At 36.2% G+C, this 12,709-nt stretch carries 12 protein-coding genes and 1 riboswitch; of the genes, 7 read left to right on the top strand and 5 right to left on the bottom strand.

The window, feature by feature from the left end; translation table 11 throughout:
* The first annotated feature begins 347 nt into the window (after positions 1-347).
* Positions 348-433: riboswitch (cyclic di-GMP riboswitch) on the top strand.
* A gap of 489 nt (positions 434-922) precedes the next feature.
* Positions 923-2,305: a sensor domain-containing diguanylate cyclase gene (locus tag RBU59_RS03060; RefSeq protein ID WP_308146415.1), complete on the top strand. Its 1,383-nt coding sequence runs from the start codon at positions 923-925 to the stop codon at positions 2,303-2,305.
* Here RBU59_RS03060 and RBU59_RS03055 read toward each other — a convergent pair.
* On the bottom strand, positions 2,298-3,836 hold the full coding sequence (locus tag RBU59_RS03055) for a putative polysaccharide biosynthesis protein (protein WP_308146414.1): 1,539 nt from the start codon (positions 3,834-3,836) through the stop codon (positions 2,298-2,300). The genes RBU59_RS03060 and RBU59_RS03055 overlap by 8 nt on opposite strands.
* Positions 3,837-4,033: 197 nt before the next feature.
* Here RBU59_RS03055 and RBU59_RS03050 point away from each other — a divergent pair, with 197 nt between their 5' ends.
* The 4 genes from RBU59_RS03050 to mnmA are packed head-to-tail and all read left to right on the top strand — an operon-like array spanning position 4,034 to position 7,314.
* The gene (locus RBU59_RS03050; protein ID WP_308148531.1) at positions 4,034-4,513 is read left to right on the top strand and encodes an RrF2 family transcriptional regulator; all 480 of its coding nucleotides are present in this window, start codon (positions 4,034-4,036) and stop codon (positions 4,511-4,513) included.
* Between the two features lie 27 nt (positions 4,514-4,540).
* On the top strand, positions 4,541-5,725 hold the full coding sequence (nifS, locus tag RBU59_RS03045) for a cysteine desulfurase NifS (RefSeq protein ID WP_308146413.1): 1,185 nt from the start codon (positions 4,541-4,543) through the stop codon (positions 5,723-5,725).
* Between the two features lie 60 nt (positions 5,726-5,785).
* Positions 5,786-6,223, top strand: a complete 438-nt coding sequence (gene nifU, locus RBU59_RS03040) for a Fe-S cluster assembly scaffold protein NifU (protein WP_308146412.1) — start codon at positions 5,786-5,788, stop codon at positions 6,221-6,223.
* A gap of 8 nt (positions 6,224-6,231) precedes the next feature.
* Positions 6,232-7,314 carry a tRNA 2-thiouridine(34) synthase MnmA gene (mnmA, locus tag RBU59_RS03035; RefSeq protein WP_308146411.1) on the top strand — a complete coding sequence of 361 codons (1,083 nt, stop codon included), beginning with the start codon at positions 6,232-6,234 and terminating at the stop codon, positions 7,312-7,314.
* Between the two features lie 134 nt (positions 7,315-7,448).
* Here the strand turns inward: mnmA and RBU59_RS03030 are convergent, their stop codons facing one another.
* The 4 genes from RBU59_RS03030 to RBU59_RS03015 form a co-directional block, all read right to left on the bottom strand.
* Positions 7,449-7,832: a GNAT family N-acetyltransferase gene (locus tag RBU59_RS03030; protein ID WP_308146410.1), complete on the bottom strand. Its 384-nt coding sequence runs from the start codon at positions 7,830-7,832 to the stop codon at positions 7,449-7,451.
* Positions 7,819-8,631, bottom strand: a complete 813-nt coding sequence (locus RBU59_RS03025) for a histidinol-phosphatase HisJ family protein (RefSeq protein WP_308146409.1) — start codon at positions 8,629-8,631, stop codon at positions 7,819-7,821. The genes RBU59_RS03030 and RBU59_RS03025 overlap by 14 nt, the downstream gene beginning before the upstream one ends.
* 486 nt (positions 8,632-9,117) lie before the next feature.
* Positions 9,118-9,408, bottom strand: a complete 291-nt coding sequence (locus RBU59_RS03020; protein WP_308146408.1) for a hypothetical protein — start codon at positions 9,406-9,408, stop codon at positions 9,118-9,120.
* Between the two features lie 102 nt (positions 9,409-9,510).
* Complete coding sequence (locus tag RBU59_RS03015) at positions 9,511-11,268, bottom strand: Rqc2 family fibronectin-binding protein (protein WP_308146407.1); 1,758 nt, start codon at positions 11,266-11,268, stop codon at positions 9,511-9,513.
* 301 nt (positions 11,269-11,569) lie between these two features.
* Between RBU59_RS03015 and RBU59_RS03010 the strand changes: the two genes are divergently transcribed.
* Both RBU59_RS03010 and RBU59_RS03005 read left to right on the top strand, forming a co-directional pair.
* Positions 11,570-11,992: a hypothetical protein gene (locus RBU59_RS03010; RefSeq protein WP_308146406.1), complete on the top strand. Its 423-nt coding sequence runs from the start codon at positions 11,570-11,572 to the stop codon at positions 11,990-11,992.
* Positions 11,982-12,497, top strand: a complete 516-nt coding sequence (locus RBU59_RS03005) for a hypothetical protein (protein ID WP_308146405.1) — start codon at positions 11,982-11,984, stop codon at positions 12,495-12,497. Before RBU59_RS03010 ends, RBU59_RS03005 begins: the two co-directional genes overlap by 11 nt.
* Positions 12,498-12,709 lie beyond the last annotated feature (212 nt).

Below are 12,709 nucleotides of genomic sequence, written 5' to 3'. Positions count from 1 at the left end.
ATATCTGGTAACAACGAAAAAAGGTGCTATTCGGTCAATGCCGGAAAGAGTACAGATTGAAAAAATAATCGCTGGCAGATAGTTATTTTTTAAACAGACTTGACCCCGAGCCATTCGAGGTTATTTTATGTTTGAAAGATAAGAGGATAAGACAAGCAGCTTGTTTAAAATATTACTCAAATGGTATAAAAATGAGTTGTAAAAATTATCATTTAGTGTTAATATGAAAAAGTTATGAAAATAAAATGATTTTAAAGCTAAATATGCGAATGTATGTCGTTAATATTTTGTTTTAAATTAATAAAAGGTGTTGCATAAGATGGGAATATGTAGTACAATATTCCTATATTTGGTAAGGGCAAACTTATCGAAAGATAAGGACGCAAAGCTTAGGGTCTAAATCTGATTACAGATACGACAGCCGGTTGCACAAAGGTAATTTAGATTACTGTTTCTATGCAATTTAAGCTCTGTGTTATTCACAGGGCTTTTTTTAATTTAACATCTGCTCTAAACCGATGTTATAATTTGCATAAGACGTTCACTTGAGCGGATAGCGTTTAATTTAAAGACGTTCAACAAGTGGGCGTCATTATTACGCGTTGGTAAAACTAGCATTTGCAAGCAAGCTTTAAGGAATGTAAGTGCACACGCGAACCGAAGAAATAAATCATAATGTTTCTTCCGGTTTATGCTAATGAATGTTGCAGAGTTTTATTTACAAAAGAGAACAGTAATGATAAATATTAATGTGAATTAAAGAAGGTGGAATCAGGTGAAAAAAGGGACAACATTATGTTGTATTTTTCACAAAGCTTTGCGTAGCAGATTTGTCTCAATTTTATTCGTAAATATTATACTGGTCTTATTTTTTTCTTCGAAAATAGTTAACGCTCAGGAAAATTTAACGGAAGATTCTTATATGTATTCGAATACCGTTTATTTTGCTGTATTTTGCTTCTGCTTAGTTTTATTGTGTATACTGGCGATTATTATTATTTTAAGATTAAAGTATACCAGTGAAAAAAAAGTAAAAGAAGCTTCCCTGGAGTTAAGGCATATAACCAACAGTATTCATGCAGGTTTTGTTAATTTTAATTTGGAGCATAATTATGAGATAATTTATGCAAGTAACGGTTATTATGATATTATAGGCTACAGCAAAGAAGAAATACAACAGGAATTAGAGAACAGTGTTACAACATTAGTCTGTCAGGATGATTTGGATAAATTTACGGCACTGAAAGATGACTTCCTTAATGGGGAATACATTCAAAAGGAAATCAGGATGAAAACCAAAAGCGGTAATATCATTTGGATATTATTAAATGGTAATTATATTGAAGATAAAGACGGAAAACATACCGTATCCGCTGTACTGATCGATATAACGGAATCAAAATTAATGCAGGAAAGACTTTTATTGGAAGAGGAACGGTATCGGGTAGCAGCCGAAATATCCAATGACATTTTATTTGAATATGAGATTGATGAGGACTTGATGACCTTTGCAGATAAATATAAGGAGCTATATGGCAGGGCCCCGGTAATACCTCATTTTTCAGATCTAAAGACCAATGCGGAAATCATGATTCATCCGGAAGATATGGGGGTATTTTCTGAGTATTGCAGGGCACTGCGCAGCGGTAAAGAGATGATTGAATCAGAATTTCGTATCAAGGACATTAAAAGTGATTATGTATGGTGCCATACCAGAGGTAAAACAATTTATGATGATTATAAACGTGCCACCCGGGTTATCGGTAAGATAGTTAATATTGATTTACACAAAAAAGAACTGCAGACATTAGAATACAAAGCAAAAAGGGATCCATTAACCGGTGTATACAACAAAAGTGCTACAAAGGATTTAATTGACCATTACATACAAAAACACAGTGATACAAGACACATTTTTATGATCGTGGATATTGACGATTTTAAAAGCATTAATGATAGATATGGGCATTTGCAGGGAGATAAGATATTATCTTTTGTAATTAATCAGGTAAAGATGATTTTTACTTCAGGTGAAATCATAGGAAGAATCGGCGGAGATGAATTTGCAGTGTTTATAGGAGATATCTCCAATAAAGAAACAGTTTTTATAAAAGCAGATTTGCTGCAGCGTGCATTAAGATCTGTTTATCGGGAAGAAGAGTATGAAATATCCGTTTCCGGCAGTATTGGAGTTTCCTTATATCCAAGGGACGGAATAAATTATAACCAATTGCTAAATTGTGCAGATAAAGCTTTATATGACGTGAAAGACCAAGGCAAGGATGGATTTAAGCTGTTTACTTAAAATCTTTTAAGGAAACAGCTTTTGTTATGCCAAGTAATAATATAAAAGATACGCAGACTAAAAAACAGCATCCTAACACAAAGGAAAGACTTCCAGCCGCCGGTGCTATATATTCATATAACCTGTATAACAGGTAACCGCTTAAGGCTACAATAATTCCCGGTTTTAATATAAAATCCGCTGCATCAAAAGGAGGTTTTATTCTTTTAATTACGATGAAACCATCAAAGGCTGTAATTACTAATTGACTGATTAAGAGACTGATTAAATAACCATTCATACCCTGTTTCGGTACCAGATAAAGTATCAGTAATATACGGATGGACATACCGACTACGGAATTGGCAAAGGTTAAATGGGCCAATCCTAAACCATTAATAATGCTGCTTAATGTTGTGGTAATATACAGGAACGGACATAACCAGGCTAAGATAGTAAGCAGGCTTCCGGCAAGTTCGTTATGAAATATGATATTACCTAATTCCTGGCCGAAACTGACAAAAATTCCGGCACTTAAAATACCGATTAACATACTATATTTAATAGAAATTGCAGTAGTTTTTTTAATCATGTTATCATTACTTAAGGACCTGGCTTCTGAAATGGTTGGAAGCAGTAATACGGATAAGGAATTTGTTATTGCTGAGGGAAACATAATAAAAGGCATGGACATACCGTTTAAGATACCGTAAATGCTTAATGCTTCCGAATTGCTTAAGCCATATTTTTTCAGCATATTCGGTATAAGAATAGCCTCCACACTATGTAATATACTAATTAGCAACCGGTTTGCCGTCAGAGGAACAGTCAATCGAAACAGACGGCCGGTTATTTTTTCGTTTTTATAAGCCGACGTTGGTGCAGATTTAGCAAGGTGTGATAACTCCCTTGGAGTGCTGGTACAATACAGGGACGCTATATTATAAACCTGTGATGCAATCTCCCCGATTACAACACCTAAGACTGCCAATTCGCTGGTGATTTTTATATCTCCCTTTCCAACATATGTGGCAACGATATAAACAAAAATCACACGTATTATTTGTTCTAATAATTGAGTAGTTGCGGGTACTCCTGCTTTTTTTAAACCATAATAATAACCATTAATGCAGGCCGTTATACCGCAGAAAGGGAAAGCATAAGCAAGTATCCGTAAAGAGGAGGCACAGCTTGGTTCTCTTAGTATATTGGCTGCAATCGTATTGGAATAGCGGAATACAAGAAAGGCTAATACTATAGCTGCACTTAATGACATAATAATGCCGATCTTCAGTACGTTCTGTAGATTTTTATAATGTTTTTTACCTAGTTCGTTGGCCACCAAGGTTGATATGGCTGTCTGAATGCCGGAAGCAAATATGGTAAAACAGATCATATAAATCGGAAATATCAGCTGATAGATTCCCATGATCTCAGCACCCATCGCGTTGGATAAAAAAATGCGGTAAAAAAAACCGATAAAACGGGTGGCCAGACCCGCTAATGTGAGTACTGCGGTACCTTTAATTAAATTGCTCTTATTTCTGGTCATGTATATTTCCTGCCGATAATAATAGAACTTATTTAAATATATTCGGAGAGTATAAAACAATTCCTAATCTATTGACAAATTGGAACTGTGATGATAATATGTAACAAGAAAGTGCACTGTTTTAGTAGGAAATAAAATGCTAGGAAATGAAATAGTAGGAATTAAACTCCCGAAATGGATAAAAGTGAGGTGGTATGATGAAACTATCTACAAAGGGTAGATATGGATTACGCGCAGTTTTGGATTTAGCGGTCAATGGGAAAAATGAAGCAGTTGCTTTAAGCGGAATTGCGGAGCGCCAGGATATTTCCATTAGTTATTTGGAACAATTAATCGCCAAATTGAAAAAAGCAGGGATCGTAAACAGTATCAGAGGTGCACAGGGCGGATATGTATTGGCTAAGAAGCCGGAAGAAATATCCGTTGGTGATATACTAAGAGCCTTGGAAGGGGATTTAAATCCCGTAGATTGTGCCGAAATTATAGGCAGTGGATCATCTTGCACCGGTGCGGATCTTTGTGTAACAAAATATGTTTGGATGCGTATTAGTGATAGTATAAACAATACCGTTGATACCATGAAACTATCTGAATTAATGGAAGAAAGTGAAAAGATTCGATCCGAACATGGAGTTTTAGAAAGTGATAGCCGTAAAAGACCGACCTGCGGGCAATAGTAAATTTTATAATAGGAGATGACACAGATGGAGAAAAAGATTTATTTAGATAATGCAGCTACGACAAAAACACGTCCGGCAGTAGTGGAAGCTATGCTCCCATATTTTACGGAGAGCTTTGGCAATCCTTCCAGCGTGTACGAACTTGCAACACAGAATAAAAAGGCAGTAGATGAGGCCAGGGGTATTATTGCAAAAGCTCTGAATACGGAAATATCAGATATATATTTTACGGCTGGCGGTACGGAATCTGACAACTGGGCATTAAAGGCTACCGCAGAAGCTTATGCTTCAAAAGGCAATCATATTATTACCTCCAGAATTGAGCATCATGCCATTTTGCATACCTGCGAATACCTGGAGAAACATGGTATGGAAGTATCTTATATTGATGTGGACGAGAATGGTGTTATTAAATTAGATGAGTTAAAGAAAGCAATCCGTCCGACTACCATCTTAATCTCTGTTATGTTTGCCAATAATGAAATCGGTACCATTCAACCGATCAAGGAGATCGGTGAAATAGCAAAAGCAAATAATATATTATTTCACACAGATGCTGTCCAGGCATTCGGTCAGCTAGCTATTGATGTGAATGAATTAAATATAGATATGTTAAGCGCCAGCGGACATAAATTAAACGGTCCAAAAGGCATTGGGTTTCTTTATATTCGTAAAGGCTTAAAATTAAAATCTTTTGTACACGGCGGCGCACAGGAAAGACATAGAAGAGCCGGAACTGAAAATGTTCCAGCCATCGTCGGATTTGGTAAAGCAGTTGAAATTGCTATGGAAACTCTAAAAGACCGTCAGCAAAAAGAAATTGAATTAAGGGATAAGCTGATTAAGAGAATTTTATCAGAGGTACCTTATGTACGTTTAAACGGACACAGAACGAAACGTCTTCCCAATAATGCAAACTTTAGTTTTCAGTTTATCGAGGGAGAATCTCTTCTGATTATGCTTGATATGCAGAATATTTGTGCGTCCAGTGGTTCAGCCTGTACTTCCGGTTCCCTGGATCCGTCCCATGTATTATTAGCAATTGGACTACCTCATGAAATTGCACATGGTTCTTTAAGGCTGACTTTATGCGAAGATAATACGGAAGACGAGATGGATTATGTAGTCGAACGTATTAAAGAGATTGTAGAGAAATTACGATCTATGTCACCTCTATATGAGGATTTTGTTAAAAGCAGCAACAAGTAATTTTGTATAAATAAAAATTGCACCATTTGGTGATGGTCTTATAATGAAGGAGGAATTGAGATGTATAGTGAGAAAGTAATGGATCATTTTACTAACCCCAGAAATGTTGGAGAAATAGAGAATGCCAGCGGTGTTGGTACTGTCGGTAATGCAAAATGCGGTGATATTATGAGAATATACCTGGATATTAATAAAGATGGAATTATCGATGATGTTAAATTTAAAACCTTTGGATGTGGTGCAGCTGTAGCTACAAGCAGTATGGCTACAGAATTAGTAAAAGGTAAAAATGTTCAGGAAGCACTACAGATAACCAATAAAGCGGTTATGGATGCACTAGATGGTTTGCCGGCAGTAAAAGTTCATTGTTCTTTATTAGCAGAAGAAGCCATTCATGCAGCTTTATGGGATTATGCGACTAAGAATAACATTGAGATTGAAGGATTGGAAAAGCCCAAATCAGATATCAGTGAAGAGGAAGAAGAGGAAGTCTACTAGGAGGTTTAATGGATAGAAAGAAAGTAGTAGTAGGCATGTCAGGTGGAGTTGATTCTTCTGTTGCAGCATATCTGCTTAAAAATGCCGGTTACGATGTAATTGGTGTTACCATGCAGATTTGGCAGGATGAAGAGGTGGCGGCACAGGAAGAGAGCGGAGGCTGCTGTGGATTAAGTGCAGTAGATGATGCGAGAAGGGTAGCTTTTGCCCTGGATATACCTTATTATGTAATGAATTTTAAAAATGAATTTAAAGATGCTGTTATAGATTATTTTGCTGAGGAATATGTAAAAGGCAACACACCGAATCCATGTATCGCATGTAACCGTTATGTGAAGTGGGAATCCCTTTTAAAACGTTCCTTGGATATAGGTGCCGATTATATTGCTACCGGTCATTATGCAAGAGTGGTACAATTGGATAATGGGAGATATACTTTAAAAAAATCTGCAACGTCAGAAAAAGACCAGACCTATGCCTTGTATAACCTGACACAGTATCAGCTTGCACATACCCTGATGCCGGTGGGTGAATACACGAAGGATGAGATTCGTAGTATTGCCACTAATATTAATCTAAGAGTTGCCAATAAACCGGACAGCCAGGAAATCTGCTTTATCCCGGATAATGATTATGCTAAATTCATTACGGAATATTCCGGTAAAGCACCGGAGGAAGGTAATTTTGTTACCGCGGATGGGAAGGTTATCGGCAAACATAAAGGAATCATACATTATACCGTAGGGCAGCGAAAAGGATTAAACCTTGCTATGGGACATCCCGTATTTGTTCTCGCTATACGTCCCGAGACAAACGAAGTTGTAATTGGTAACAGTGAAGAAGTTTTCTGCAATAAGTTGTATGCTGATAATCTGAATTTTATGTCCATCGAGGATTTAGCAGGGGATATGGAAGTGACTGCCAAGATTCGTTACAGTCATAAAGGATCAAAATGTATTATCCGTAAAGTGGATGAGAATAAAATAGAATGTACTTTTGAAGAGCCGCAAAGGGCAGTAACCCCCGGACAGGCTGTTGTATTTTACGATGGTGATTATGTTGTCGGCGGAGGTACAATTGTCCGGGCATAATTTGTATTTGCATGTATATTTACAATATTAAGATGCAGGTATTTGCTTTAATAATTTAGAGAATGATAGTAAACAAAGCAGATAATCCAATGTTGATTATCTGCTTTTATGATATTATGATAGACCTAACTAAGTCAAATTTGTATTCGGTTTTCCTTATGTATGACTTTTCTCATTCCAAAACCACAATATTGGTGAGGAATCTTTTTAAATCCCGCTTTTTCATAAAAAGACTCTTTCCCTTTTTCGGAAATTAATTGAACACTGGCTCGGCCACCGGGAGGTGTTTGGCTATCTGCATAATTCAATATCCTTTTTATTAGCTCGCTCCCTATCCCTTTACCCTGATATTCTGGGGCTACAACTATATCTACAACAGTAAAATACAATCCGTCACCGATTAATCTGCCCATACCGACAACATCTTTATCATCAACGGCTATGATATTATAAAGACTATTTTCAAGCGCACGAATTGTCTGTTCTTCAGAAAAGGGACGGTAATTATAGTTTCTCAAAGATAGGTTTTCTGTTTTCAAAAGTTACATAATACTTAAAACCAAGGGAGTGTAATAATTCCTCAGCTTTTGGAAAGTCATATCCCAGATGTTCGGGAGCGTGACCATCAGAACCTATGGTGATTATCTCACCTCCTAATTCTTTATATCTGATTAAAATATCACTATGGGGATGAGCAAATCCAAGACCGTATTTATAGCCGGCAGTATTTACTTCGATTCCTTTACCGTGTTGAATAATGGTTCTTAGTACCTCATCAATAATATCTGCATGTTTTTTATAAGAATAAGTCTGTATCAGAGCTTTATCAGGGATATAACGGATAACATAATCCAAATGTCCGTATACTTGAAACCCGGAGAAAGCTTTCGTATTATCAATAATACTTTGAAAGTACATGTCAACCCCTTCTTCCGGTGATTGTTTCATCCAATATTCGGGATAATAAGGATCCAAGCCGTTAACCAGATGAGAAGAACCAATAGCAAAATCAAAATCATACTTCTGGATTAATTCTTCGTACCTGGGAGCAAGGTATGGCTGCAATCCAAGCTCGATTCCTTTTAAAACCTTAATTTTTGACTTATATTGCTGGGTGATATCAGCTAATTTCTTAAAATATTCCTCCGGATTAAATAGAAAGGGCAGACCATAGGAAGAGGGAAAATCATAATCCATATGGTCAGTAAAGCATATTTTACTCATTCCGAGAGAGATGGCCTTTTCAACCATAGCTTCCATGGAAGCAGTAGAATCACTTGAGAAAGAGGAATGTACATGGTAATCGGCTATAATCATTTTAACCTCCTATAAAGCAGTGTTTAGAGTATGTGCACCGTATTTATATCTGTTAAACTGCTTCTTTACTGTATGTAATAGGTCTTTATCTTAAAAACTTTCATATTAATTTTGAAAAATGGTTAAATATTACATGGGTCGTTTAGTTTGCGCTAAACGAAAGTAAGTAGTGTGCCCATTTATATCAATCTCTGGTTAATGTATAAACTGGTATAATTTTTAATTTTAAATCAATATCGGTAGGATGTAAAGCCAAAATTTTTCCATATCGTATCCCGGTACGACAGATTAATGGATCTAGAGAATCTAATAAAATAAAATTAACTCCAAACAAGAGGAGGGGCCAGCAGGTCTGTCCTGCTGGCCGTTTTATGAAAAAAGATTTATATTAGCAAGGCGGGGAACCTTGTTGTTATCTTATGAACTTAGTATATCGTTCATATGTGTACAGGGTTTGATAATAATGTTAAGTTAATGTGAACAATTTCAAATTCCCAATACCCATCTGTGATCCGAAACATAATAAGTCAATATACATTCCTTTTGCTGATCGGAAGACCGGTAGACACAACAGAAAGACTTACCGCCGCGCACCTCTTTCGCATATTTAATCCCCTCGATTTTAACTTTGCAAATATTACCATATAAATCCATAATACCGAAGTTCACCGGCTTAAAATCGCCCATGGGATTAAAGGCGGCAATCACAGACACCGGTTGACGGTTATTGTAATCAATTTTATATTCCGTAGTCCGATCCGGTTCGAAAAATGACATAATATATACCTCACTTAAAGTAGTTGTTATATATTATACAAACAAATGTTCGAAAAATCAATACGCAAATCCAGGGAAATTTAGGGGAATTTATACCACGGCTTATGAGATTTGAACAATTCCGGAAATATCAGGTGATACCAGCATGGAATAGTTCGTATAATATACTACAAAACCAGGTTTTCCGCCGCTTGGTTTTTTAACGTTTTTCTTTTCCGTATAATCGATTTCTACCTTGTCTGCATCTCTGGATTTTGAGTAATATGCGGCAAGTCTTGCGGCTTCTTCAAACGTCCTGTCCGGTATCTCGTTACCTCCGGTCTGTATAATAACATGAGAACCGGCAATTTTTTTAGCATGAAACCACCAATCGGCACCCACGGCAAACTTAAAAGTCAACTCGTCGTTCTGGTAATTATTTTTTCCCACATAGATATGATAACCATCAGATGAAATATAGTGAAACGGTTTACTGGTAATTTTTTGTTTTTTAATTTTAGCACCTGGTTTGCCAGCGGTGTATTTACGTTTCATATATCCATATTCCATGAGTTCTTCTTTTAGCTGGGCTAAATCTTCTTCCGCCAGTGCGATATCCAGAGAAGTTCGTATAGAGTCCAAATGAACCAGATCCATCTTGGTTTCTTCTATAAAAGTTGACAACGCTTCATAGGTACGTTTTAATTTGTTGTATTTTTCAAAATAATGTTTGGCGTTCTCGGCCGGAGTAATTGTTGGATCTAAAGGAATCGTGATCTCTTCATTGGTATAGTAATTCAGAGCAGTCAATGACTTGACACCCGGTTCCAAACTGTATCCGTAGGTATTAATCAGTTCGCCGTATACTTTATATTTATCTCTTTTTTCCGTATCTTTTAATTGCTTTAGTTGAAGCTCGTATTTCTTTGTATTCCTTTCAATTGCATTGGCTACAATCTTACGCAAATCCACAGATTTCTGGCGGATACGGGTAACTGTATTTTTAGCGGCAAAAAAAGATTCTAAAACCTCTGAAATGGATTCAAATTCTTTCTTTTCAAGCCCATCATAACAAGTCAGGGGAAAACAGGAGAATTCAATTGGAACTCCGTCCTCTAATACGATATTAGGGTTATAATTATGGTTCTTAATATCAGAAATTAAACGATCCAGATTCTTATATAAATGCAATCCCTCTGACTCTGAAAGAGAGCTGGTGGAAGCTTCCGAATCAATGGATGAACGGTAACAGACTTCATTAGCCATTAACGGACTGAATCCGGTAAGTGAAGTATAAATCGCTTTGCCGATTGGAAGCGGCTTATTTAAAACAGATTCCTTAAAATCTTCTTGATTTAAGGTCAATGGATCTTTTTTCTCTCCGGTTAAGGGTAGAAAATATTCTCTGCCCGGAAGTACTTCACGTACAGAGCTTACTAAATGGGAAATGTGTTTTATACTATCAATAATCATATCTTCGTCATCCAGAAAGATAATGTTACTGTGTTTACCCATTACCTCAAGGACGAGGTATTTGATACATAAATCACCCATTTCATTGAGATGTTCTATTTTAAACCTCATAATTCTCTCAAGCCCCGGCTGCGTAATATCTAAAATTCTTGCACTGTTTAAATGTTTTCTGAGCAGCATACAGAATCCCGGTGCGGTCATTGGATTTTGTTTGCTTTCTTCCGTTAAATAAACTAACGGTAAACTTGCGTTTGCAGAAAGAAACAGTTTGTAGTTATCCCGGTTATTTTTTATAGTAAGAACTAACTCATCTTTCTCAGGCTGGGAGATTTTACTGATTCTGCCGTCTATGAGTTTTGTTTTTAATTCATAAATTAAGTTGGATAGGACAAGTCCATCTAAAGCCATGTTATTTCTCCTTTATATTAAGTGGATACAACTTATTATATAAAAATTGCTCCATGTTTATTTATGAGTAAGTACAGAAGATTTGTAATACTTCTATTGATGATAGAACAACTTCATAAAACAGTAATTAATACCAAATAGTATAACATTAGACAGAATGAGAAGCAATAATTTTATAACGATAATCCATATGAGGTAAACAATGACAGAAATAACTGCACATGGTATAATATAAAAAAGTAGAAAATTATGTAAGTATCTGAATTTACTATACCAATTACTGAAACAGGTATCCTGATTTATGAGGCTGAGAAAGGGAAAACCATTGGTTCAACTGAATTTTTTTTATCAACCGATAACTGCACAGCCATTTATTTCGTCAAAGGTACATACCTCTTGCGGTTATTGCGGCATCTATGACAAACCGACACTCGCTGCCTCCATTAAGTCCGAAAGCAATATTTCCCGGTTTGCCATACAGTTCTATTTTTGGTCGGCTCATTTATTTACGAGCTGTCACATGAGAGACAGCTATGGAGTTTTCGGCGATATGGATGTTTATTTTAAAGGTTGGAAAAATTTTTTTGAAGATATGCTTATTCGTAACCGAAACATCAGTGACCGGATTCGTTTAACAGAAAAGTTTCTTTTAGAAAAATATTTAAATACTATGGATAACCATAATCTTTTTAACGCTGTATACCATATTCTAAATGAACACTGAAATATGTAAAAAGGCAGCAGCGTTATTAGAGAGTATTATTAGTAGATTCAGTGATGCTCTTACCGATTTTTTTACTATTTCAAGTTATTGCGATTTGGTCAGTAAAATAGAAAAGTATAATCTAACGTCACGTTTTGATATCAAACCTGTTAAAGATAGTTTAACGGTGGCTGTTAATACATATATGGAGAGAGAACCTCTTAAATGGACCGGCTGGTGCGGAAGACCGTCTTTTTTTATCAAATCGCCCAACAGCGTATATTATAAGGGTAACGAGGAAATCATGTCGAAAGAACTTGAATGGCAGATTGATAAGATGACCAGCAGACTTAAGGAGCTTAATGTATGGAAGGTAAATGCAAACGGTTGGTATTGGGAACGCAATAATCAGGGAGGAGCATATCCAATGGAGAGTTTTGCAAGTGCAAACTGCTGGGAGATTATTGATGCCATAAACAATATAAAGCTTTTTAAAAATTTCAGCAGAACTGAGTCAGATAGTTGACTGTACGTCCCGGGTTTTGATTTAATCTATTCCAGAATAAATTGACCCGGGTATAACTCACTTAAAAATCTAAGACATATATGCAGTGCGTCTTTTGTTACAATTCAGTCGTAAGGCTGAATTGTAACATTTTTCTGACATATTTTATGAACCAGTCTTGACTTGTCGTAGTATATCAACTATAATAAATTCAAATGCCTGTAAAAGATTAC

The organism is Anaerocolumna sp. MB42-C2 (assembly GCF_030913705.1).
Lineage (GTDB): Bacteria > Bacillota > Clostridia > Lachnospirales > Lachnospiraceae > Anaerocolumna.
The sequence above is the reverse complement of the archived record's forward strand: the minus strand, read 5'-3'. Positions and strand labels throughout refer to the sequence as shown.